The organism is Pseudomonas sp. NPDC098740, assembly GCF_044760065.1.
Lineage (GTDB): Bacteria > Pseudomonadota > Gammaproteobacteria > Pseudomonadales > Pseudomonadaceae > Aquipseudomonas > Aquipseudomonas rossensis.
Map to the genome: position 1 here is coordinate 35,087 of NZ_JBIWAM010000001.1, position 25,486 is coordinate 60,572.

The window sequence follows — 25,486 nt, forward strand, 5'->3', positions numbered from 1 at the left end:
GAAAACGGGCGATGCGGGGTTAATGGCGCGACAGGGTGCGCGAATCGTCACTCGGTGTCGCGGTATAAATGAAGTAAAGCAGAACGATACGCCGTGCCGCGGTGATACAGTCCGCTTTTTCTTGATGAGCGAACGCAATGCGAATTCTGATGGTGGCGCTGGCCGTAACGTTGCTGGCGGGATGCGCGGGCTCGGCGATGAACGACGCCCGCACTGGAACCCCGAACAAAACCCTGACTTCGGACAAACCGGAAAAAGTCGTCGCCCAGTGTGTGCAGTTTTCCTGGCAGGATGAGGCGGTGTTCGGTGTCGATGCTGGAGCGTATTTGCAGCCTGGCGAGAAGGGCGGCACCACCGTTTACACGCGCTCGGCGGAGTCCTTTGTGGACGTGAAGACTGACGCTTCCGCCACCGTGCTGAATTATTACGCGCAGCATGACGACTTTGTCGCCAAGCGCCGACTGGCGGCGTTGGCGACTTGCCTCTGATCCTTTGGACTGACGCATACCCACTGTGGGAGCGAGCTTGCTCGCGATAGCGGTTTTCCATTCAACATTGATGTCGACTGACCTGCCGCTATCGCGAGCAAGCTCGCTCCCACAATTGTTCGGGGTTGATCACATCAATGGGGCTGCTCCCACAAGTTATGCGTCGTTGAGCAGGCGCTTCTGGAAAAAGAAGCGCTTGTGGCCAGGCGGGTAGTCAGCGATTTGGCCTAGCTCGCTGTAGCCGAGCTTCCTGTAGAACTCCGGCGCCTGGAAGTCGAAGGTGTCGAGCCAGATTCCGATGCATTTCTTTTCCCGTGCCAGGTCTTCAGCCATCTGCATCAGCTTCGTGCCCATGCCCTGTCCCCGGGCCTGCTCCGGTACCGACAGCAGGTCGATGTACAACCATTGGTAAAACACTCGACCGTGAAGCCCGCCGAGAATCTCGCCGTTTTCATTACGCACCAACAAGGCAATGGGCTCTTGCGTCGAGACACCGGCCTTTGCGGAGTTATAGGCGCGCAACGGCAGCAGGATTGCCTGGCGCTCTTCATCCGTGGGGTTTTGCGACCGTTCGATTCGCAGGGTCATCAGCTATTTCCTTATGGTTTGAGTGGAAAACATTTCCAAGACTATCGCGGCACCTGGTCGTTGTTCCAGCCTTCAGGTGGAACCGTCGTTCGGGTGCAGATGTCTAGCCTAAACAGCGTCATTCCTGAACGCGGCCTATGAGGACAATCCGTGAATATTTTCGAAGCCTTGCGCGAAAGCCACGACCGCCAACGCACCTACGCCGATGCGCTGATCCAGACCAGCGGCGACACACCCGAGCGGGCCGAGGCTTACAAGCGGTTCAAGTCCGAACTTCAGGCCCACGAAACCGCTGAAGAACGCCATTTCTACATCCCGCTGATGGAGTTCGATAACGGCGTCGACCTCAGCCGCCATGCGATTGCCGAACACCACGAGATGGACGAAATGATGGAGGAGCTGGACGAAACCGAGATGTCCAGTCCGGCTTGGCTGGCGGCCGCGAAGAAGCTCGCCGAGAAGGTCAATCACCACATGGATGAGGAAGAGCAGAAGTTCTTCCAGATGGCCGGCAAGTTGCTCGACGACAAACAGAAAGAGACGCTGGCGGGGCAATATGTGAAGGAATACAAGGCCCAGCTTTCTTAGCGCCAGGTTTTCGTTTTCGCCTAACATGTGCGCCTTCCGACGAAAAAAGGGATGCGTTGTCATGTCGAACACAGCCGAGCGGGTCAACCTCATCGAGTCTCAGGTGTTGTCCCACGACTGGTACCTGCTCAAGAAAATCACCTTCGATTACCTGCGCAACAATGGCGAATGGCAACGCCAGACCCGCGAGGTCTATGACCGTGGCAACGGCGCGGCGATTCTGCTGTTCAACCGTGACAAGAAAACCGTGGTGTTGACCCGGCAATTCCGATTGCCGGTGTTCGTCAACGGCCACGATGGCTTGCTGATCGAAGTGGCGGCGGGGCTGCTCGAAGGTGCGGCGCCTGAGGAGCGCATCCGCGAAGAAGCCGAGGAAGAAACCGGTTATCGCGTGCACCATGTGCACAAGGTGTTCGAGGCCTACATGAGCCCCGGCTCGGTGACTGAAAAGCTGCACTTCTTCATCGCTGAGTACGATGCCGCTTCCAAGGTCAGTGATGGCGGCGGACTGGAGGAGGAGACCGAGGAGCTGGAAGTGCTGGAGTGGAGATTCGACGACGCACTTGAGGCGTTTTATCGCGGGGAAATCTGCGATGCGAAGACCATCATGCTGTTGCAGTATGCGGCGATGAAAAACATTTTCGTCGCGGGCTAATCAATGTAGCAGCTGTCGAGCCTGCGAGGCTGCATCCGGTTTGGGCCGCATTCGGACGAAGCAGTCGTAAAACCATTCACTGCGCTGTTCCGGATAAACCGTGGCGCCTGAGTTTGCGACTGCTGCGCAGTCGGACGCAGCCTCGCAGGCTCGGCAGCTGCTACAGGTCGCGTTACGGCTGATCAGAACAAATCGCCCGTCCTGCCGGCCCCTGACCATTCGCAACCTTCCAGCGTCAGCAACTGCTCCTTCGCCTCAAGTCCACCGGCAAACCCGGTGAGTTTCCCCGAAGCGCCAATCACCCGATGGCACGGCGCAACAATCGAAATCGGATTCTTGCCATTCGCGGCGCCCACTGCCCGAACCGCACTGGGATTGCCGATCTGCCGGGCAATCTCGCTATAGCTGCGGGTCTCGCCAAACGGAATGGTCAGCAGCGCTGCCCAGACCTTCTTCTGAAATTCCGTCCCGGCAAAATCCAGTTCCAGGTCGAAACGATTGCGCGTGCCCGCAAAGTATTCCCGCAGCTGCTGAGCGGTGCGCATCAGGATCGGACTATCCGGCGCCTCGCGCATCGGCCCAAGCCGCACTCGGTCGGGTTTGTCGTTTTCCCAGAGGATGGCTGCCAGTCGTGAGCCGTTCGCGACCAGCTTCAGCTCGCCCACCGGCGAGACGAGGGTGATGAAGGTGTAACTCATGCCGGTGGACTCCGTAAAAGTGCTGAGCAGAGGGCAAGCATACTGCCTCGACGGGGAGGCGCAATACGCAATCCCAGCCATACTTGCCTCTGCTCTTGAAGCCTTCCCTCTGTTTGTGTACAGAGCCTAAAAACAAAAAGAGACCGACTCATGAAGTTCGAACCTTTTGCCAAATCGCTGATTGCGACCTCATTGGCGCTCAGCTGCCTCAGTGCTTATGCGGCCTCCGTGGCGCCGGTTGCGGCCGAAAACGGTATGGTCGTCACCGCCCAGCATCTGGCCAGTCACGTGGGCGTCGATGTGCTCAAGAACGGCGGCAACGCCGTCGATGCCGCGGTAGCGGTCGGTTATGCGCTGGCGGTGGTTTATCCCGCGGCGGGTAACCTGGGCGGCGGCGGTTTCATGACCATTCAGTTGGCGGACGGGCGCAAGACCTTCCTCGACTTCCGTGAAAAAGCACCGCTGGCCGCCACCGCCGACATGTACCTCGACAAGGAGGGCAACGTCGTCCCTGACCTGAGCACCCGTGGCCATCTGGCGGTCGGCGTGCCGGGCACCGTGTCCGGGATGGAACTGGCGCTGTCGAAATACGGCACCAAACCCCGCAAGGAAGTCATCGCCCCGGCCATCAAGCTCGCCGAAGACGGATTTGAGCTGGAGCAGGGCGATGTCGAGTTACTGGAGTACGCCACCGACGTCTTCAAAAAGGACATGCGCGATTCCGGCTCGATCTTCCTGAGCAACGGCGAGCCGATGCAGGTGGGGCAAAAACTGGTGCAGAAGGATCTGGCCAAAACCCTCCTGGAAATTTCCGAAAAGGGCGAAGACGGCTTCTACAAAGGCTGGGTGGCCGACGCCATCGTCACCTCCAGTCAGGCTAACAAGGGCATCATCACCCAGGCCGACCTCGACAAATACAAGACTCGTGAACTGGCCCCGATCGAGTGCGATTACCGCGGCTACCACGTCGTCTCGGCCCCACCGCCAAGCTCCGGTGGCGTGGTGATCTGCGAGATCATGAACATTCTCGAAGGCTATCCGATGAAAGACCTGGGCTATCACTCGGCCCAGGGCATGCACTATCAGATCGAAGCGATGCGCCACGCTTACGTGGACCGCAACAGCTACCTGGGCGACCCGGATTTCGTGAAAAACCCGATCGACCATCTGCTGGATAAAAACTACGCCACCAAAATCCGTACCGCCATCGATCCGCAAAAGGCCGGTGTGTCCCGCGAGATCAAACCCGGTGTGGCCCCACACGAAGGCAGTAACACCACCCATTACTCCATCGTCGACAAGTGGGGCAACGCGGTCTCGGTGACGTACACCCTGAACGACTGGTTCGGCGCTGGCGTCATGGCCAGCAAAACCGGGGTCATTCTCAACGACGAGATGGATGACTTTACCTCGAAAATCGGCGTGCCGAACATGTACGGCCTGGTGCAAGGGGAGGCCAATGTCATCGCTCCCGGCAAGGCACCGCTGTCGTCCATGAGCCCGACCATCGTCACCAAGGACGGCAAAGTCGTAATGGTCGTCGGCACCCCCGGTGGCAGTCGCATCATCTCCGCCACCTTGCTGACCATCCTCAACGTGATCGACTACGGGATGAACATCCAGGAAGCGGTCGATGCACCCCGCTTCCACCAGCAGTGGTTGCCGGAAGAGACCAACCTGGAGACCTTCACTACCAGTCCCGATACGGTGAAGATGCTCGAAAGTTGGGGGCACAAGTTTGCCGGCCCACAGGACGCCAACCATGTGGCGGCGATTCTGGTCGGCGCACCGTCGCTGGAAGGCAAGCCGGTGGGCAAGAACCGCTTCTATGGGGCGAACGATCCACGTCGTAATACCGGGTTGTCGCTCGGTTATTGATGCAGGTCTGAGGCCATCCCAATTCTTGAGGGTGGCCCCCGATCCCGTAGCAGCTGCCGAGCCTGCGAGGCTGCGTTCGACTGCGTAGCAGTCGTAAATCGGTTGACCGCGTTCATTCAGGTAGACCACATTTGTGGGATTACGACCGCTTCGCGCTCGAACGCAGCCTCGCAGGCTCGGCAGCTGCTACAAGTTAAAAGGGGAACGGATTCTAAATCCGTTGCCGATTCACCGACCTATCAAGGGAGGAAGCTCATGGCTACCGCACTGCTGATCATCGATGTCCAGCAATCCCTGTGCACTGGCAAATACGAATGTTTTGAGATCACGCGCGTTATCGAGAACATCAACGACCTCAGTGCCAAGGCTCGCGAAGCAGGCATCCCGGTCATCCTCATCCAGCACGAAGAAAAGGGCGACCCGCTGCAACACGGTTCCGAAGGCTGGCAACTGGCCGAAAGCCTGATGACGTCGCCGCAAGACCTTCGCGTGCGAAAAACCAATCGAGACTCGTTCTACCGGACCCACTTGCAAGCCCAATTGCAGGATCTGGGCACCGACCGCCTAATCATCTGCGGGCTGCAAACCGACTATTGCGTCAACGCCACTGTCCGCCAGGCCCTGAACCTGGGCTATGACGTAGTGCTCGCCGCCGATGCGCATTCCACCGTCGACAACGGCAACCTCGCCGCCGAAGACATCATCACCGAGCACAACGCAGACCTGGCGCACTTGACGGGGCCCGTGGCGCGGATCGACGTTATCCCGACCAGCGAAATCCGGATCTGAAACTGGTGAGGGGCCTGCTCCCGTTGACGCTTACACGGCCCCGAAAATGTCGATCAATTCAGTCAAAAAAGCACTCACCAAATCCCGCTGACGCGCGGAATGCCTGACCGCCGCATGAAAGCCGACCTCATAGCGCAACAGCTCAGGATTCAGCGGATGCAACTGCCCCAGTTGTTCATGCTTCGCCGCATAGTGCTGCGGCAGAAAGCCCAAATGCTGGCCCGACAGAATGAGCAGGGCGGCGCCGTCCATGCTGTCAGTGAGCACCGTCAGGCGTTCTATCGAAGTAGGCGCCGGCATTTCCGGCAAGGGATGGCTGGGCCATACCCAATCGTAATCGCTGACGTCATCCCGGGTCAGTTCGCCCACTTGCTCAAACAGCGGGTGAGTGGGGGCGCAATAGGCGATCTGGGTTTCCTGGAACAACGCAAAGTAATCAATGTTGGGCAGGCGGTGCCAGAAATAGCCGATCGCCAGATCGATATGGCCGTTGATGATTTTCTCTTCCAGCAGCGATGACGACAGCTCTGTGAAATGGAAATACAGCCCTTCATGTCGGGACCGTAATCGCGCAATGGCCAAGGCGATTTTCTTGTTGGCAACCGGATCGATTTGACCGAGCAGGCCGATGTTGATGTTGCCTGACACCTTGCGATTGATGTGCTGGACTTCAACCCGGAACCCTTCGGCCGCCGCCAGTAATCGGCGCGCCGCCTCGACAAACTGGCTGCCCTTGGGCGTCACCGAAAATCCGCCGCGCCCGCGTTCGCAAAGACGAAACCCCACCCGCGCTTCCAGCGTCGCCAATTGCGCACTGATGGTGGGTTGCGTGGTGTTGAGCGCCGTTTGCGCGGCCGAGATCCCGCCCGCCTCAACGACGGTCAGAAATACCCGGATCAAACGCAGATCCAGCTCCGATACAGTTCCCAGCATGCGTGCTCCCGATACTCACTTACATAGGCGTGGATCTATGTGAACAGTTTGCCTGCGATATTTTACAGCCCTGACCAACGCCCTACATTGCAATGAAACCGGCGCCTTGCCCATAAAAACAACAATCACCAGCATAGGAATACTCATATGTCAGGGTCCCCTCATTCTGCGCACGCCATCGAGGCGAGCAGCGGGTTGGCCATCGAAGGCCACTCGATCGATTACATTCCGGAAAACGAACGTCACGCCAAGCTCAGCAGCCAGGGCCCTTTCTGGTTTCTAGGCAACTTCCACTTCTTCACCATCTCCATCGGTTTTGTCGGCCCAAGCCTGGGTTTGTCGGCGCTGTGGACGATGTTGGCCGGTGCGCTGGGCATCATGTTCGGCACCATTTTCATGGCGTTTCATGGCTCGCAAGGTCCGGAAATGGGTCTGCCGCAAATGATCCAGTCGCGTGCGCAGTTTGGTTATCGCGGGGTGATCCTGGCCTTGATGGCGACGATGTTTGTGTTCGTCGGTTTCAACGTGGTGAACATCTCGCTGATCATGAACGGCCTCGAACACGTGTTTGGCATCGACCCGACCATCGTTGCCGTCGCCGTGGTGCTGATCGGCGCGCTGCTGTCGATTTACGGCCACGACTTGATGCACAAAGCCTTCAAGTGGGCGTTGCTGGCCACGTTGCCGCTGTATGCGCTGGTCACCATCGCCTTGATGTTCGGCGCAGGCCAGGAGGGCGTCACCCCGGCGACCGACCTGGGTTTCAGCTGGATTGCCTTTGCCACACTGTTTGCCATCGGCGCGAGCTACAACATTTCCTATGCGCCTTATGTCTCTGACTATTCCCGTTACCTGCCGAAAAACACCAGCCGGCCAAAACTGATCGCCGCCGTATTCATCGGCGCCTCGTTGTCGGGCGGCTGGATGATCGGCCTCGGGGCCTGGCTTGCGCAGCAGTTGAAAGCGGCGGATGCGCTGGTGGCGCTGAATCAGGTTGGCTCTTCGATGATTCCAGGCCTGGGTAATGTGTTGGTGATTGTCTCGGTGGCGGGCTTTCTGCCGATCATCGCGCTCAACACCTACAGCGCCATGCTGACGTTGCTGACGGGTGTGGATTCGATCAAAAAAATCACACCGACACCTCGTGCCCGAGTGATGTCGATCTCCGCGATCAGCGTCATTCTGTTGACCTGTGTGCTGTCGATCAAAGGCGATGGCATCGCCCTGTTGAACACCTTCCTCGTGCTGCTCCTGTACTTCCTCGTACCGTGGACCGCGGTCAATCTGGTGGACTACTTCTTCGTGCGCAAAGGCCGCTACGCGATCCCGCATTTCTTCACGCCGAAGGGCATTTACGGCGCCTGGCAATTTCGCGGCATCGTCTCTTATCTGATTGGCTTCGCCGCCATGGTGCCGTTCTTCTACATCTTTGATGCGGCGGCCGGCAAAGAGGTGTTCGTCGGGCCGCTGGCGCGGATGCTGGAAGGCGTGGATATCGCCTGGCTGGTTGGCCTGGTGGTCTCGGGCCTGACGTATTACCTCCTCAGCCGTTCGATAGACCTTGAGTACGAACGCCGGATTATCGACTCGATTACTGAGAGCGACATTGTTTCCATGGCTCATCAGTCTGTGGAGGAGGGGCGTTGAACAGCACAAAAAGTACCGTGGTCGCTTGCTGCCAACTGGCGCCGAAAATAGGCGACCTCGCTTACAACCGGAAGCTGACCGAACGGGCGATTCGCTCGGCGGCTTACCAGGGCGCCCAGGTGGTGGTGCTACCTGAACTGGTCCAGAGCGGCTACTTGTTTGCCGACCGCAGCGAAGCCCTGTCCCTGGCGGAAACCGTCGAAGGGCCGACCTTGCTTCTGTGGACGGCGCTGGCCCGGGAATTGAACATCGTCGTGGTGGGTGGATTCTGCGAGCGGTTAGCCGGCGATGAACTGGCCAACAGCGCGGCGATGATCGATGCCCAAGGCCTGCGCGCCGTGTACCGCAAGGCGCACCTCTGGGATGGCGAGAACGAAATCTTCAGCGCCGGCAACGACGCGCCGCCGGTTGTAGAAACCGTTCATGGACGAATCGGCATGCTGATTTGCTACGACCTGGAATTCCCCGAGTGGGTGCGACTCCCGGCGCTGGCCGGTGCGGACCTGCTCTGCGCACCGGTCAATTGGCCCGATGGGCCACGGCCGCAAACCGAGCGTCCGGCCGAAGTTGTGCGAGTCCAGGCCAACGCCTCGGTCAACCGAATGTTCATCGCCGCGTGTGATCGGCATGGTCATGAACGAGGGGTCAGTTGGGTGCAAGGCTCGGTGATCGTCGATGCCGATGGCTACCCTGTGGCGGAGCCGGCGGAGCAGGGTGGCGAGCAGATTTTGCTGGCGACGCTGAATCTTGCTGAGGCGCGGAATAAGCGAATCAGTGCGCGTAATGATTTGCATCGGGATCGGCGGTCGGAATTGTATGGGTTGAATAGTGTGGTTGAGTAATGCAGGCGGGCGTTTTCTGACGGTGGGGTAGAACGGGTGTGTGCTTTCGGCCCGTAGCGGACTGTAATGCAGGGCGATAAGTGCGAAGCGGCGCATCCTCGAAGGTGGGCGAAGGGCACGCTGTTGCGTGCCCGGGTTCTGCCGACCACCTTGTAAAAATTGCCGCGCAGGTGAAAGTTAGTTGGTGACCAGCAGTTCCGGGCCGAGGTAGTCGTTGATGTGGTCGATATCGTCGTCGCCCAGACTGCCCACCGAAGAGGCCAGGCGCAGGCGCGACATCAAGTAGCGCAGCTTGGCCTCGAACAGATCGTGGCGCGCAACGAAGAGCAGCTCTTCGGCATTGAGGACGTCCGAGTTGGTGCTGGTGCCTCCTTCTTTGAAGCCCTTGCGTGTCGAAGTCAGTGAGCGTTCGTTGGACTCCACTGCCTTCTCCAGCGCGTGAATACGTTGGGCGCCGCTCTCTACGCCGCGATACTCACGGGTGGTACCGGTGATGACTTCCTGGCGCGTGGCGTCGAGCTCGTCCAGGGCCTTATAGCTATTGGCACTGGCCTGGCGTGTCAACGCGCTGGTGCCGCCACCGCTGTACAACGGGAAGTTTACTTCCAGCCCGATTGAGCCGTAGCGGTTGCGTTGATTGAGCTCGGAGATTGATTGGCTATCGCCCGCGGTGTAGCCGGCAACGAAATCCAGTGTCGGCCAGTGGCCGGCCCTGGCGCGCTTTACTTCTTCTTCGGCAAGGTCGCTGCTATGACGGCGCGCATGGATCAGCGGGCTGTCGCTCTGGGCTTTGACCAACCAGTCCTGCAGGTTGCTCGGTAGCAGCGGTGGCGTATTGAAGCTCGGACGCAAGGTGGTCAGGGATTCGGGGGTTTCTCCGATGTACTCCTCAAGCTTGCGGCGCGCATTGACCAGGTTGTCCTGCGCTTCGATCAGCTCAACCGCGGCGAGGTCGCGGCGAGCGGCCGACTCGTCGATGTCGGTGACGGTGCCGGCCCCCAACTCCATGCGCCGATTCGCCGAGGCGAGTTGCTCGTCGAAGGCGCTCAGCTTGGACTTGGCAAGGGTGATGGTTTCGCTGGCCAGGAGCACATCGAAATAGCTTTCGGCCAGGCGCACCGCGGCGTCCTGGCTCTTGGCATCGAACACCGCGACGCTGTAGTCGGCACGCTGCTTGCCTTGGCGGTACTCGGCCATTTTCTGTTTGTTGAACAGCGGTTGGCGCAAGCGCACGTTAGCGCCCTTGGAGTCGTAGTCGAGATCCCTTTCGACGCCGCTCTGGCGCTGGGTGCCATTGACCTTGTTGTCGTAGGCCGAGGCACTGATCTGCGGTAGCAAACCCGCCATGCCGATGGCGCGGTTTTCCACACCGGCCTCCTTTTCATGCACGGCGGCGCGATAGACGGGGCCTTGGTACTGCAACAGATCCCAGGCTTGTTTGAGGTCCATGGCGCAGGTCGGGAGGGACAGCGCCAGCAGGCAGAAGAACAGGCAATGACGGTCCATTTCATTGTTCCTTGAAGGAGCTGTCGACACGCTCAAGCATTGGTTTGAGAAGGTAGCTCATCATGCTGCGCTCGCCAGTCTTGATGGTGACGCTGGCGGGCATACCGGGACGAATGTGATTGCTGCCAAGAAGGCTCATGCCATCGGGCGTGACTTCTACCTGAGCCAGGTAGAACGGTTCCTTGCTTTCCTCGTCGAGCAGGCGGTCGGCGGAGACGGTCTTCACGCGGCCGGGGATGTTGGGCGTCTGGGCGTGGTTGAAGGCCGGGAAGGCGATGTCCACGGCCAGGCCGGGGACCATTTTGTCGATGGCCTGCACGGGAATCATCGCGTCGACTTGCAGCGGTTCATTGTCCGGAACGATTTCCATGATCTTGAAGCCGGGCTGAATGATCCCGCCGATGGTCGCAATGCTCAGGGACTGGACCATGCCATCGATCGGCGACCGAATCACCGTGTGGGTCACTTCATAGTCCAGCGCACGCAAGCGGTCGGCCAGGGTGGTGTTTTCCTTGGCGGTGTCGGTGAGCTGCGATTCGACTTCCTTCTGGTAATCGTGCTGGCGCTGCAGGATGCGCAGCTTGATTTCGGTGGTCTGGCTACGTATGCGAGCGATGTTATTGAGGTTCTCGGCCTGGCCGGCGGAGAGGTCGGCATTGCTGCGTTCAAGCTCAAGCAGGCGGTTGCGCGGGACATAGCCTTCGGCCGCCAGCGCGCGGGTGCCTTTTAGTTCCTGGTTGAGGAAGTTGATCTGCGAGGCGCGGGCGCCATAGACCTGCTGCAGGCCCTTGAGCTGCACCGCCGACGCCGCGAGGTTTTCCTGCAGGATGCTGATTTCGCCAGCGAGGCCGGCGCGCCGGGTGTCCAGCAGGCGTTGTTGCAGATTCATGGCGGCCACCAGGCGGTGGTCATTCCCGAAGCGCTTGAGCAATTCGGGATCGTAGTTCACCACATCGCGGCCGTCGCGTTCCGCTTCCAGGCGGTTTTCCACCGTCTTGCTGACGATGTACTGGGCGCTGACCGCACCCTGTTCGGACGCGGCACGCAGCGAGTCGAGGCGGACCACCTCCTGGCCTTTTTTCACTGTGTCGCCTTCGCGAACAAGAATGGCCTCCACGGTGCCGCCGCTCAGATGCTGCACGGCTTTGCGATTGCTGGTGACTTTTACCGTGCCTGTCGCTACCACGCCGGCATCCAGGGGCGCCAGCCAGGACCACAGGAGGAAACCGCCGAAGCCGGCGAGCATCAGCAACATGCCCCAGCGCACGGGTTTACCGACGTCCAGATCCACTTCGTTCTTGGGATCGGCGAGAATCATGTCGGTGTGTTGGCTCATTTGCATGATCGATTACTCCCGTGCTTTGACGGAGGCCAGCGGAGTTGATGCGCCTGCAGGCATCACACTGGCCTTGCGCAGCGCTGCGAATACTTCGTCGCGAGTGCCGAGCATCTGCACGCCGCCGTCGCGCAGCATCAGCACCTTATCGACGGCGCAGAGCACATTGGGACGGTGGGAAATCAGAATGACGGTGGCGCCGCGGTTTTTGAGTTGGGTCAGCGCATCGACCAAGGCCTTTTCACCGACGTCGTCGAGGTTGGCGTTCGGCTCATCCAGCACAATCAGATTGGGTTCTCCGTACAGCGCGCGGGCCAAGGCGATGCGTTGCTTCTGGCCACCGGAAAGCGGGCTGCCATCGGTGCCCAGACGGGTCTCATAACCCTGCGCCAAACGCAGGATCATCTCGTGCACTCCAGTCGTCCTGGCGGCGCGGATGACCGCGTCGCTGTCCACTTCGCCAAAGCGCGCAATGTTGTCGGCGATGGTGCCCTCGAACAGCTCCACGTCCTGTGGCAGGTAACCGAGCCAGGGGCCAAGTTCGCCCTTGTTCCAGGTGAATATGTCTGCGCCGTCCAGGCGCACCTTGCCGGCCTGTGCCGGCCAGACGCCGACCAACAGGCGGGCGAGGGTGGATTTGCCCGAGGCGGATGGACCGATAATGCCAAGGCTTTCGCCGGGGGAAAGGTTGAAGCTCACCCCGCGCAGAATCGTGTTGCCGGTGCCGGGGGCACCGGCATACACATTCTCCACCGCCAGCATGCCCACCGGCCGCTGCAGCGACATGCTCGGTGGCCGGCGCGGATAGTCGTTCAGCATGTCGTTCAACCGGCCCCAGGCCGAACGGCAGCCAAGCAGTTGCTTCCACGACGCGATGACTTGTTCCACCGGGCCCAGCGCGCGGCCGGTGAGGATCGAGCAAGCAATCATCATCCCGGGGGTGATCTTGCCTTCGATCGCCAGCAGCGCGCCGGCGCCGAGGATCAGCGACTGCAAAGTGATACGCACGAAGCGCCCGGTGCTGCTGATCAGGGCGGCACGGTCGGAGGCCAGGGTCTGCATTTCCAGAATGCGCAAATGGCTTTGGTACCAGCGTTTGCCGATCGACGGCAGCATGCCCATGGCCTCGATGACCTCGGCGTTGCGCAGGTTGTTGTTGGCGTAGCTGGCGGAGGAGAGGGCGGCCTGATTGGCTTCGGCCAGCGGCTTTTGCGTCGCCTTCTCGGTGAGATAAGCCAGGCCCACCAGAATCAGCGAGCCGATCAGCGTGAGCAGTCCGAGCAGCGGGTGGATCAGATAGGCGACCAGCAGGTAGATCGGCGTCCATGGCGCATCAAAGAAAGCGAACAGGCCATTGCCGGTGAGGAACTGACGCACCTGCGCGAGATCTTGCAGGGCCTGGGCCGGATTACCTCCGGCGCGGCTCAGGTTGCGCTCGAATGCGGCGGTGAAAATGCGTCGATTGAGGTCCATGTCGAGGCAGTTGCCGACCCGGATCAACACGCGGGTGCGGAACATTTCCAGTGTGGCCATCAGCAAGAACAGGCCTATCACCAGAATGGTCAACATCGTCAACGTTGTGACGTTGCGACTTACCAAGGCCCGATCATAGACCTGCAACATATAAATAGCTGGCGTCAACATCATGACGTTGATGACGCCGCTGAACCCTGCCAGCGAGTAAAAACTGCGGCGGAGTCGAAAAAGCGCGTCAGCCAGTTCTGATCGAATGCTCGATTGTTTGTGCATTTGGGTGACCCCTCTTCGAAAAGCCGTTAGCCCTTGCGGCATAGCAGCTAAAAGATGTAGTCCGCAGGCAGCTGATCGATACGCAGGGTGGTCGCTCTAGGGCGGATCTCCTGCAAATCTCTGCGTTGCTTCCATAGCCAGCAGCGTAGGTGGCGTCGACATAATCTGAAATAACATTTCGCTCTAACAGTGCGAAGAACTGCCTATAAGTCCCACAAAAACAACTAGTTATAAGGCCAATCACCAGTCGTCAGTTTTACGTGTCGTAAAATTGACAATTTTTCGCTATGCAACTTTAGTCTCTGTCAATGAGGGAACCGCGCGTCTGGAGCCTGTCAACTTTTTGGCAACGCAAGGCGCGATGATTTTCCCGAGGGAGCACAGCATGTCGATCATTTCGTTCTTCTGCAGAGTGAAGGGGCTGTTCAGCAAGTTCGCCTTTACTTCAAGTTTCCATGGCCCACCCAGGGCTCGGACTCGCTCTGCCTAATCGCTCAGCGAGCCATTCTTTCGCGAATTCCAGGCGCGCATCCCGGAGGGGCCGTGTAACGGCTCTGCCTTCCCGCGCCAGCGCTCGCCCAAAAAAAAAGAACCAACACACTGCGCAAGCCAGCACCGGACTGGGCGTGGGAGGATTCTTATCGTCCCGTGCCCTTCCCCAAAGAGATCGAGGGCAATCAAAATGGCCAATTTCAACAAGTCGGACCTGGAATTCATCCTCAAACAAATCTTTATCGCAGAAGCCCATGCCGACGGCGCCAGCCTCAGTGATTTGCTACCCAACAGTCAGGTGCCATTCGGCCTGCGCACCGTCGATGGCAGCTACAACAACCTGGTCGCCGGACAAACCGAATTTGGCGCCGCGGACAATTCTTTCCTGCGCCTGCTGGATGCCTCTTATAGAGCGGCCTATGCCGGGACCGGGTCGGTGATCGACCCGCAGCCACGGATTATCAGTAACCTGATCAATGATCAGACCGCCAGCAACCCGGCCGCGGTTGCGGCGAACGGCGGTGCCGACCCGGTGATCAGCCCAGGTTTCGATGGTGTGTTTGGCACGGCCGACGACAAGGAAGTGTTCTTCATCCCCAACCAGTCGCCGGACGTTGGTCTGACCGCCGGCTTCAACTCGTGGATGACCTTCTTTGGCCAGTTCTTCGACCACGGCCTCGACCTGCTCAGCAAGAGCAGTACCGACATTGTGTTTATTCCGCTGCAGCCAGACGATCCGTTGTTCGTGCCGGGCAGTCCGACCAACTTCATGGTGCTGTCACGTGCTGTGCGTACGGCCGGCGCGGACGGAGTTCTCGGCACTAGCGATGATGGCCAGCCCAACACCACCTCGCCGTTCGTGGACCAAAGCCAAACTTACAGCTCGCATCCCTCGCATCAGGTGTTCCTGCGCGAGTATGTCCTCAACGCGGCAGGTGACCCTGTTGCAACGGGACGCTTGATTACCAACCGCGATCTCGGCGCCGATGGCAAGTACGGCACGGCCGATGATGGCGACGGCGAAAATGGCGGCATGGCGACCTGGGCAGTGGTCAAGGCCCAGGCCCGTGACATTCTCGGCATCAACCTGACCGACGCCGATGTGCACAGCGTGCCGCTGCTGGCAACCGATGCGTATGGCAACTTCATGCGGGGCTCGAGCGGCATGCCGCAGGTGGTGATGCGCATCAGTAACGGCGCTGACAATATCGCCGGGACGGCTGATGACGTCACGCAACTGGTCGAAGGCAACCGGGATGCTCCGATCAGTCTGGCCAGCGCCGTGAGCACCGGGCATGGCTTCCTCGACGACATCGCCCACAATGCCGCGCCGGTAGCCGTCGGCGGGGTTCTGCAGGCGGATGCTGACGCCGATATCGGCAATGCGCAGCCCGTTGGCGCGGGCGGCAAAAACCTGACCTACGACAACGAACTGCTCGACGCTCACTACATTGCCGGCGATGGCCGGGCGAACGAGAACATCGGTCTGACCGCCGTGCACCATGTGTTCCACTCCGAGCACAACCGCCTGGTCCAGCAATCCAAGGACACCATCCTTGCTGCCGGCGATCTGGCGTTTCTCAATGAGTGGCTGGTGGACGATGTGGCCGCGATACCGACCACACTCGCCGAAATCGCAGCATTGGTGTGGGACGGCGAACGGCTGTTCCAGGCCGCCAAGTTCGGCACCGAGATGCAGTACCAGCACCTGGTGTTCGAGGAGTTCGCGCGGACCGTTCAGCCGCAGATCGACGAATTCCTTGCCCCCAACGGCTATGACACCTCGATCAATCCGGCCATCCTCGCCGAGTTCGCCCACGTGGTGTACCGCTTTGGTCACTCGATGTTGACGGAGACTGTCGATCGCTTCGACCCCGAGTTCAATCCGCTCCTCACTGACCCGAACAACCCGGACTCGCAACTCGGTCTGATCGCGGCCTTCCTCAACCCGTTGGCGTTCGCCGGCAGCGGGGCTACCGCGGACGAAGCGGCAGGAGCGATCATTCGCGGTGTGACCCGCCAGCTCGGCAACGAGATCGATGAGTTCGTCACCGAAGCGTTGCGCAACAATCTGCTCGGTCTGCCGCTCGATTTGCCGGCCCTGAACCTGGCGCGTGGTCGCGACACTGGCATCCCCACGTTGAATGAGGCGCGGCGTGAGTTCTACCAATCAACCGGTGACAGCCAACTCAAGCCGTACATCAGTTGGGCTGACTGGGCGGACAACCTCAAACACCCCGAGTCGTTGGTCAACTTCATCGCGGCCTATGGCACGCATGACACCATTACGGCCGCGACTACGCTGGCAGGCAAACGCGATGCTGCCCTGGCGCTGGTGTTCGGTGGTGCCGGTTCGCCGGCTGACCGCCTGGACTTCCTCAACGGCAGCGGTGCCTGGGCCAACGTAACGAAGGCCGGCAGGGACGGGGTACTGGGTACCGCAGATGACCTGACGGGTGTAACGATCACGGGCGTCGACGACATCGACTTCTGGGTCGGTGGCCTCGCCGAGCAGAAGATGCCGTTCGGCGGGATGCTCGGCTCGTCGTTCAACTTCGTGTTTGAGACCCAGATGGAGGCGTTGCAGAACGGTGACCGCTTCTACTATCTGTCGCGCGTCGCGGGCCTGAACTTCGGCACCGAGTTGGAAAACAACTCCTTGGCCAAGCTGATCATGCTCAATACCGATGTCACCCACCTGTCGAACACCGTGTTCCTGACGCCGACGTTCACCCTCGAAGTGAATCAGGCCAATCAGTTCACTAACCTTGGCGTGGACGGCAAAGCCGATCCGACGGGCGGCCTGATGATCAACGGCGTGGAAATCGTGCCGCTGGTGATCCGCGACAACCCCAACACTGTTGGCGCGGACAGTAATTATCTGCAGTACACCGGTGAAGACCATGTCGTCCTGGGCGGTACCGCCGGTAATGACATCATCATCTCCGGTGACGGTGATGACACCCTTTACGGCGACGGCGGCAACGACCGCCTCGAAGGCGGCGCCGGGAACGATGCGGTACTGGGCGGCGCGGGCGATGACATCATTACCGACTCGTTCGGCGACAACCGTCTGGAAGGCAATGCCGGCAACGATGTGATCGTGGCTGGCAGCATGCTGGCTGGAGGCAACCTGATCCTGGGGGGCGATGGCCAGGACTTCATCATCACCACCGAAGACGTCAGCATCACCTTCGGCGGTCAGGGTGACGATTTCATCCTCGGTGCCAAGACCAACCTGCCAGCCACCGGCAACGAAGGCGATGACTGGATCGAGAAAGGCACCCAGGACGGCGCGCCTGGCGATAACGCCTCGCCGTTGCTCAATGACGATACGATCGGCAACGACATCTTTGTCGGTGGTGGTGGCTTCGACGAAATGATCGGCGAGGGTGGGGACGACATCTTTGTCGGCAGCGATGCCCAGGACAATATGGACGGTATGTCCGGTTTCGACTGGGTAACCCACAAAAATGACCGGGTCGGCGTGACCGTTGACCTGACCATGGCTGCGCTGGCGCAGCCACACGGCAACGCACCAAACCAGAACAACGGGCCGTTCAATCCGGTCGGCGCCTCGCCGGCCTCGATCCTCGACCGTTTTGCCGAGGTCGAAGGCTTGTCTGGTTCGCAATTCGGCGATGTGCTCAAGGGCGATAATGTTAACGCGGTCACTATCGTCGACCACGGTGGCACCACGGGCAGTGCGCTGACCAATGTGGCGCTGATCCGTGGACTGGAGCAGTTTCTGGCCGACGCCGGTTTGCCGACCACCGGCTTTGCCACGGGCAACATCATCCTGGGTGGCAATGGCAGTGACCTGATCGAGGGCCGAGGTGGTGATGATCTGATCGATGGCGACAAATGGCTCAACGTCAGGATTGCGGTCTATGACGCCGGTGACGTCAATCATACCGGCCCCGAGATCGCCAGCTTCGACAGCATGGTCGACATGATTCCGTTCATGATCGATGGCACGTACAACCCGGGTCAGCTCAAGGCCGTGCGGGAAATCCTGCCCGGCACCTCGACGGGCGGGGCGGCCTTTGACACCGCCATTTTCTCCGGGCTTCAGTCCGAGTATGTGGTGACGCTTGACACCCGTGGCACGGCCAATGTGGCGGACGATGTCTGGACGGTGACCGATACCGAAGTGGGTCGCGACGGTACCGATACCCTGTTGCATATCGAACGCCTGCAGTTCGCCGATACCCAGCAAGTGCTGGTGCCGGGGCTGAATGCGCAACCGGTCGGCAGACCAACCGTCACGGATGCAAACGGCGGCGCAATCACAGTGGGCGACACGCTGACGGTGAACGTGGCCGGGGTGCGCGATGCCAACAACATCGCGGTGGGTAATCTGCAGGGTTTTATCAACAACGCCTCGGTGTCCTACTATTGGCAGTTTGAAGCCGACCCGGGCACCGGCATTTTCGAAGACATCATTCTGCTGCCTGCCGGTGACCTGGCATTCCAGAGCGCAGACGGCACCGCCTTCAAGGTCTCGCCTGATCTGGCCGGGCTGTCACTGAGGGTCAAGGCGATCTATCAGGATGGTCATGGCACGACTGAAGTGCTGTTCTCGCAGCCGACTGCCGTGGTGGAACCCGGCGCGCCGGTTGTGCCGACGGCCCAGACACCCGTTGTCAATGCTACCGCGGGCGGCGAGGGCCTTCACATGGTCCGCTCCGACCTCAACTTCATCCTTGATCAGATCAAGATTGCCGAGGCTGACGCGGCCGGTCAGGACATCCTTTCGCTGATCCCGAATATCCGCGCGCCGTTGGGCCTGCGTTCGGTCGATGGCTCGAACAACAACCTGATGAACCACAACGGCATCAACAACACCGAGTTTGGCGCCGCCGATAACGTCTTTCCGCGCGTGACCGATCCGGTCTTCAATCCCGCGGAAGGTGCGCCTGCCGGTTTCTTCGGCCCCGGCTCGCCGGCCATTCCGGGATCGTCGTATCAGCAGACCAGCGGCTACGTGTTTGACTCGCAACCGCGCACCATCAGTAATCTGATCGTCGACCAGACGTCGAACAACCCGGCGGCCTATGCCACGGCTTACGACCCGGGTGCGGACGGTGTGCTCAACTTCGGCGCGGAGGATAACGACGACGTGCTCAAGGATGGCACACGGATAGTCGCCAGCCCCGGCATGGATGGTCAGTTCGGTACTGCCGACGACCACGATGTGTACCTGTTCGAGAACACCACGGCGGATGCGGGGTTGTCCGCGCCGTTCAACGCCTGGATGACCTTCTTCGGGCAGTTCTTCGATCATGGGCTGGACCTGCTGACCAAAGGCGGTTCGGGCACCATCTTCATTCCGCTGCAACCGGATGATCCGCTGTATGTGCCCGGCGGCCACACTAACTTCATGGTGCTGACCCGTGCGACCAACCAGCCAGGGGCGGATGGCGTTCTCGGCACGGCCGACGACATCCATGAGCACACCAACACCACGTCGCCATTCGTGGACCAAAACCAGACCTACAGCTCGCACCCATCACACCAGGTGTTCCTGCGCAGTTATGAGCTTACCGACAATGGCCCCATCGCGACCGGCAGGCTGATCACTAACCGTGACCTGGGGGCGGATGGCAAGTTTGGGACTTCAGACGACACCGAAATCGGTGGTATGGCGACCTGGAAGGTGGTCAAGGCGCAGGCCAACGACATTCTGGGTATCCACCTTACCGATGCCGACGTCGATAACTCGCCGCTGTTGGCGACCGACGCCTATGGCAATTTCATCAAGGGGCCGAACGGCTTCCCGATGGTCGTGATGAAGGGGGTTGACGGTCTGGGCGGCACGGCTGATGACGTTCTGGTCGAAGGCAATCCGCTTTCCCCCATTAGCCTGACCAATGCGGTGCGCACCGGACACCAGTTCCTCGCCGACATTGCCCACAATGCAGCGCCGGTGTTCAGCAGTGGCGTGCTCGTGCCTGACGCGGATTACGATATTGGCAACGCAGTGCCGTTCAATCCGCACACCGGGGCCAACCTGGCCTACGACAACGAGTTGCTCGATGCGCATTACATTGCTGGCGACGGCCGGGTCAACGAGAACATCGGCCTGACCGCGGTGCATGCGATCTTCCACTCCGAGCACAATCGGCTGGTCGCGCAGACCAAGGACACCGTGCTCGATTCGGGTGACCTGGCCTTCCTCAACGAGTGGCTACTGACTCCGGTGAGCGTGTTGCCCGCCAACCAGACGGAGATCGATGCGCTGGTGTGGAATGGCGAGCGCTTGTTCCAGGCTGCCAAGTTCGGCACCGAGATGCAGTATCAGCACCTGGTGTTCGAGGAGTTTGCCCGGACCATCCAGCCTAACGTCGACCTGTTCTTCGCACCGACCCAGGTCTATGACGTTGACCTCGATGCCTCTATCGTCGCCGAGTTCGCCCACACCGTGTACCGGTTTGGCCACTCGATGCTGACCGAGACCGTCGATCGCTTCGACGTCGATTTCAACGTGGTCGGCGATCCGAACAGTGCTGATCCTGATCAGCAACTCGGCCTGATCGCGGCGTTCCTCAACCCGTTGGCGTACGCCGCCAGTGGGGTAACGCCCGAGGATGCGACCAGTGCGATCGTGCGTGGGATGACTCGGCAAGCCGGTAACGAAATCGACGAGTTCGTCACCGAGGCGCTGCGCAGTAACCTGCTAGGCCTGCCGCTTGACCTGCCGGCGATCAATATCGCCCGTGGCCGCGACGTGGGGATTCCTTCGCTCAATGCGGTCCGCCGCGACATCTACAGCCAAACCGGTGATACCCAACTCAAGCCGTACACCAGCTGGGTCGACCTGGTGCAGCACCTCAAACATCCAGAGTCGTTGATCAACTTCATCGCGGCCTATGGCACTCATGACACGATCACGGCGGCGACCACGCTGGAAGGCAAACGCGCTGCAGCCCTGGCGCTGGTATTTGGTGGTACGGGTGCGCCGGCTGACCGTCTGGACTTCCTCAACGGCACTGGCACTTGGGCCAACGTGACGCGGGCTGGCAAGGATGGGCTGCTGGGTACTGCCGACGATCTGAAGGGTGTGACTGTCACGGGGGTCGATGCCATCGATCTGTGGATCGGCGGCCTGGCCGAAGAGAAAACTCCGTTCGGCGGCATGTTGGGCTCGACGTTCAACTTCGTGTTCGAGAACCAGCTGGAAAAACTGCAGGACGGTGACCGCTTCTACTACCTGGAGCGCACCGCTGGCCTGTCGATGAACGCCGAACTGGAAAGCAACTCGTTCGCCAAGCTGATCATGGCCAACACCTCGGCCACGCACTTGCCGGGCCTGGTGTTCTCGGACCCTGGGTTCTATCTGGAAAGGGACCAGAGCAAGCAGTACAACGATGGCCTGGGCAACGCCGATCCGCTTGGCGAGAACGGCGAGCAGGTGGTGTTCCGCGACAACCCGCTGACCGCGGGGCCGGACGCCAACTACATCAAATACACAGGTGAAGAGCACATCGTGCTGGGCGGCACCAACAATGCCGACATCCTCATCGCCAGTGAAGGCGATGACACGGTCTGGGGCGACGGCGGCAACGATCGCATCGAAGGCGGTGACGGCAACGACCAACTGCGCGGTGGTGCCGGCGACGACATCATCAGCGACCGCGGCGGCGACGATAACATCCAGGGTGGCGACGGCAACGACGTGCTGCACGGTGGCAACGGCGTCAACCTGATCATTGGCGGGTTCGGTAATGACTTCATCGTGACTGGTGAAGACGCTTCCGAGGCCATCGGTGGCCACGGCAACGACTTCATCCTGGGCAGCAAAGCCAACGAACAGGACATGGGTAACGAAGGCGACGACTGGATCGAGAAGGGCACTTCGGACGGTGCGCCTGGCGACAACTTCGACCCGCTCGGCAACGACCCTATAATCGGCCACGATGTGTTCATCGGCGGTAACGAGAACGATAAGTTCAACGGCGAAGGCGGCGACGACATCATGGTCGGCAGTCTCGGCCTGGGTGACCGCTATATCGGCGGCTCAGGCTATGACTGGGCAACCTTCAAGGGGCTCGCACAGGGCGTGACCATCGATTTCACCGACCGCTTTTTCAATGTTCCGTCGGTACCGGGTTCGGGTGCTTCGGCGCAGGTGCGTTTCGACATCATGGAAGGTCTGTCGGGTTCGTCCCACGGTGACTTCCTGCGCGGTGACAACGAAGATGCCACCTCGCTGCCCACTGCGGGTGCAACCGGCAGTGTGCTGACCAACATCAACCTGATCGACGGCCTCGCTGATCTGCTGCCCGCCGGAGCGACGTTCTTCGACGGCGGCAACATCATCCTCGGCGGTAGCGGCAGCGACCTGATCGAAGGTCGCGGTGGTGACGACATCATCGACGGTGACAAGTGGTTGAACGTACGCATCAGCGTACGGGCGAACGCTGATGGCACTGGCGCGGAAATCGCCACGTTCAACAGCATGGAGCCACTGGTGCCGTTTATGCTGAACGGTACTTACAACCCGGGCCAGTTGGTCATCGTGCGGGAGATTCTGACCGGCACCGACAGCTTCGACACCGCTCTGTTCTCCGGTACTGCGGGGGAATACGGCGTCGAGATCGATGGCGACACGGTCATTGTGACCGACTCGGTGGCGGGGCGTGATGGCGTCGATCGCCTGACGGGCATCGAGCGACTGCAGTTCGCTGACGTTGCGCAATCGTCCGGAGTGGGCACCGCTCAAAACAACGACCCATCGGGTCATCTGGCAATCCTCGATGCTGCCACCGGTGTGCGTGACGATACGCCTGTCGCCGGCCAGTTGTTGCGCGTCAGTGATCGGGCGGTACACGACGCGGACAACCAAAGCGTGACCAATCCGACCGGCGCGGTGACCGGTGGGGTGGCTTACTACTGGCAGGTTGAAACCATTGCCGGCTCGGGCATCTATGACGACATCACCTTCGTCGCCGCTGGCGAGGCATCGCGGGCGAGCGGCACCACCTACCGGGTGACGGACGATGTGGCGGGTCTGAACATCCGCGTCCGGGCGGTGTACCAGGATGCCAAGGGTACGCTGGAGATCGTCGACTCGTCCGGGAACAGTACACCGACCGAAGGGCCGACCATAACCGGGCTTACCGTGCAAAACCAGCTGTTGACCGCTGCCCCGGCGAGCATCATTGACCTCGATGGTCTGAGCAATCCGCAGTTCACCTACCAGTGGCAGGCGAACGACGGGCTGGGCTTCGTCAACATCGCCGGCGCTACCGCTAGCACGTTCGCGCTTGGCCAGGCTCAGGTCGGCCAGGAAGTGCGCGTGGTGATGGGTTACGTGGATAACTTCGGTGTGGCCGAAAGCGTTTCATCCAACATCCTGGGGCCGGTGGACAACGTCAACGATGCACCGACTGAAGGGCCGACCGTAACCGGGCTTGCCGTGCAGAACCAGCTGTTGACCGCTGACCCGGCGAGCATCATCGACGTCGATGGCCTGAGCAATCCGCAGTTCACCTACCAGTGGCAGGCGAGCAACGGGCTTGGTTTTGTCAACATCGACGGCGCTACCGGTAGCACGTTCGCGCTTGGCCAGGATCAGGTCGGCCAGGCAGTGCGCGTGGTGGTCGGTTACGTGGATGACTTCGGTGCGGCCGAAAGCGTTTCCTCCAACATCCTGGGGCCGGTGGCTAACGTCAACGATGCACCGACAGGCGCGTTGCTGATCAGCGATACGACACCGGATCAAGGGCAGGTGCTGACCGCGCTGACGGCTGGGATTGCCGATCTGGATGGGCTGGGCACCTTCAGCTTCCAGTGGCAGCAAGGTGTCGGCGCGTCCTTTACCGACATCAACGGCGCCACCGCAACGACCTTCACCCCTGGTGCGGCGCAGGTCAATCTGCAACTGCGAGTGATCGTGCGCTACACCGATGGCTTCGGTACGCTGGAGTCGGTGACCTCGGCGGCGACGGTGGCGGTTGCGGCACTGGGCGTGGTGCTGCAGGGCAACGATTTGGCGAACACCCTCACCGGCACCTTAGGAAACGATGTGCTGCTTGGCCTGGGCGGGAACGATACGCTGAATGGCCTGGCCGGTATCGACCAGTTGTTTGGCGGCACTGGCAACGACATCCTCAACGGCGGAGACGACAACGACGTCCTCAATGGCGAGGACGGCAACGACACCCTCAACGGTGGGCTCGGCGCGGATGCCATGACCGGCGGTGCCGGCAACGACACGTTTGTGGTCGACAACGTCGGTGACCTTGTCACTGAGGCGCTGGGTGGTGGTACCGATCTGGTGCAAACCAGCCTGACGAGCTACCAGCTCGGTGCCAACGTCGAGAACCTGACCTATACGGGCGCCGGTAACTTCACCGGTACCGGAAACGCGCAGGCCAACATCATCACCGGCGGGGTGGGTAACGACCTCCTCAATGGCGGTGCAGGTGCTGACCGGATGCTGGGGGGAGCCGGCAACGATACCTACGTTGTCGATGCAGCCTTAGACGTGCTGGTCGAGGTGGCGGGTGGCGGTACGGACACCGCGCAGACTTCGCTGGCCAGCTACACGCTGGGCGCTAATGTCGAGAATCTGACCTACACCGGAGTCGGCAACTTCGTCGGCAACGGTAACGGGTTGAACAACGTCATCACCGGCGGGGTGGGTAATGACACCCTCAATGGTGGTGGCGGCAACGACCAACTGTTCGGTGGCATTGGCACGGATACCCTGAACGGTGGCACTGGCAATGACTTTATCGATGGCGGTACTGGCAACGATACGGTCACTGGCGGTGCCGGCAACGACATGATGGTTGCCAGCAATGGCAACGATATCTTCATGTTCGCAGCGGGCTTCGGGACCGATCAGATCATCGGCTTCGATGCCGACGCGGTGGGAGGCCAGGACCGGCTCGATATTTCCGCGTTCGGCGTCACTGCTGCGACCTTTGCCGGCAGCGTCATCATCACCGATGTCGGTGCGGATACCTTGCTCAGCTACGCAGGACCTGACTCCATCCGCCTGGTCGGTGTGGCCGATGCAACAACCGTCACTGCCTCAGACTTCATTCTCGCCACTTGAGGTCCTGATCAGTACTGTCGCAGACGCGTGAAAAGGGAGGGGAGGGCATGGATGCCCTCCCTTTTTTTTACAAAACTGGCTGTTTGTTGAGCTGAAAATGGGTGAACCACCGTCCTCGGCCTGCTCACCCTGTTTCTGTTAATCGGTTTTCGACACACCCGCCACCTGTCACCCAAACGTGATGAATGCTTCCCACTGACTCTTAACTGCTGAACAAGCTGATAAGACT

Annotated in this window: 14 protein-coding genes; 8 read left to right on the forward strand and 6 right to left on the reverse strand. The window is 60.3% G+C overall.

Annotated features, from left to right (window positions below):
* Positions 1-137 precede the first annotated feature (137 nt).
* Positions 138-488 (forward strand): hypothetical protein, encoded by a 351-nt coding sequence (locus ACIQU2_RS00185; RefSeq protein ID WP_403137535.1) that lies wholly within the window; start codon positions 138-140, stop codon positions 486-488.
* A 156-nt stretch (positions 489-644) separates the two neighbouring features.
* Here the strand turns inward: ACIQU2_RS00185 and ACIQU2_RS00190 are convergent, their stop codons facing one another.
* Positions 645-1,076 (reverse strand): GNAT family N-acetyltransferase, encoded by a 432-nt coding sequence (locus tag ACIQU2_RS00190; RefSeq protein WP_347803444.1) that lies wholly within the window; start codon positions 1,074-1,076, stop codon positions 645-647.
* A 150-nt stretch (positions 1,077-1,226) separates the two neighbouring features.
* Here ACIQU2_RS00190 and ACIQU2_RS00195 point away from each other — a divergent pair, with 150 nt between their 5' ends.
* Both ACIQU2_RS00195 and ACIQU2_RS00200 read left to right on the forward strand, forming a co-directional pair.
* Complete coding sequence (locus ACIQU2_RS00195) at positions 1,227-1,664, forward strand: hemerythrin domain-containing protein (RefSeq protein WP_403137538.1); 438 nt, start codon at positions 1,227-1,229, stop codon at positions 1,662-1,664.
* Between the two features lie 61 nt (positions 1,665-1,725).
* Positions 1,726-2,319 carry an NUDIX domain-containing protein gene (locus ACIQU2_RS00200; protein ID WP_403137541.1) on the forward strand — a complete coding sequence of 198 codons (594 nt, stop codon included), beginning with the start codon at positions 1,726-1,728 and terminating at the stop codon, positions 2,317-2,319.
* A gap of 182 nt (positions 2,320-2,501) precedes the next feature.
* On the opposite strand, the gene ACIQU2_RS00205 is transcribed toward ACIQU2_RS00200, so the two are convergent.
* Positions 2,502-3,017, reverse strand: coding sequence for a methylated-DNA--[protein]-cysteine S-methyltransferase (locus tag ACIQU2_RS00205; RefSeq protein ID WP_403137543.1), 516 nt, complete (start codon positions 3,015-3,017; stop codon positions 2,502-2,504).
* Positions 3,018-3,167: 150 nt separating this feature from the next.
* On the opposite strand from ACIQU2_RS00205, the gene ggt reads away from it, so the two are divergent.
* Entirely contained in the window at positions 3,168-4,895 is a 1,728-nt protein-coding gene (ggt, locus tag ACIQU2_RS00210; protein ID WP_347803440.1) for a gamma-glutamyltransferase, read from the forward strand.
* 255 nt (positions 4,896-5,150) lie between these two features.
* Positions 5,151-5,684: a cysteine hydrolase family protein gene (locus tag ACIQU2_RS00215; RefSeq protein WP_347803439.1), complete on the forward strand. Its 534-nt coding sequence runs from the start codon at positions 5,151-5,153 to the stop codon at positions 5,682-5,684.
* Positions 5,685-5,714: 30 nt separating this feature from the next.
* Here the strand turns inward: ACIQU2_RS00215 and ACIQU2_RS00220 are convergent, their stop codons facing one another.
* Positions 5,715-6,617: a LysR family transcriptional regulator gene (locus ACIQU2_RS00220; RefSeq protein ID WP_140894216.1), complete on the reverse strand. Its 903-nt coding sequence runs from the start codon at positions 6,615-6,617 to the stop codon at positions 5,715-5,717.
* Between the two features lie 147 nt (positions 6,618-6,764).
* On the opposite strand from ACIQU2_RS00220, the gene ACIQU2_RS00225 reads away from it, so the two are divergent.
* Both ACIQU2_RS00225 and ACIQU2_RS00230 read left to right on the forward strand, forming a co-directional pair.
* Positions 6,765-8,264, forward strand: a complete 1,500-nt coding sequence (locus ACIQU2_RS00225) for a cytosine permease (RefSeq protein ID WP_347803438.1) — start codon at positions 6,765-6,767, stop codon at positions 8,262-8,264.
* Complete coding sequence (locus ACIQU2_RS00230) at positions 8,261-9,106, forward strand: nitrilase family protein (protein ID WP_403137547.1); 846 nt, start codon at positions 8,261-8,263, stop codon at positions 9,104-9,106. Before ACIQU2_RS00225 ends, ACIQU2_RS00230 begins: the two co-directional genes overlap by 4 nt.
* Positions 9,107-9,283: 177 nt before the next feature.
* Here the strand turns inward: ACIQU2_RS00230 and ACIQU2_RS00235 are convergent, their stop codons facing one another.
* The 3 genes from ACIQU2_RS00235 to ACIQU2_RS00245 are packed head-to-tail and all read right to left on the reverse strand — an operon-like array spanning position 9,284 to position 13,697.
* Positions 9,284-10,612, reverse strand: coding sequence for a TolC family outer membrane protein (locus ACIQU2_RS00235; RefSeq protein WP_403137550.1), 1,329 nt, complete (start codon positions 10,610-10,612; stop codon positions 9,284-9,286).
* Between the two features lies 1 nt (position 10,613).
* Complete coding sequence (locus tag ACIQU2_RS00240) at positions 10,614-11,954, reverse strand: HlyD family type I secretion periplasmic adaptor subunit (RefSeq protein ID WP_347803435.1); 1,341 nt, start codon at positions 11,952-11,954, stop codon at positions 10,614-10,616.
* A gap of 6 nt (positions 11,955-11,960) precedes the next feature.
* Positions 11,961-13,697, reverse strand: a complete 1,737-nt coding sequence (locus tag ACIQU2_RS00245; RefSeq protein ID WP_403137554.1) for a type I secretion system permease/ATPase — start codon at positions 13,695-13,697, stop codon at positions 11,961-11,963.
* Positions 13,698-14,379: 682 nt separating this feature from the next.
* On the opposite strand from ACIQU2_RS00245, the gene ACIQU2_RS00250 reads away from it, so the two are divergent.
* Positions 14,380-25,257: a peroxidase family protein gene (locus ACIQU2_RS00250; protein WP_403137556.1), complete on the forward strand. Its 10,878-nt coding sequence runs from the start codon at positions 14,380-14,382 to the stop codon at positions 25,255-25,257.
* The last annotated feature ends 229 nt before the right edge of the window (positions 25,258-25,486 follow it).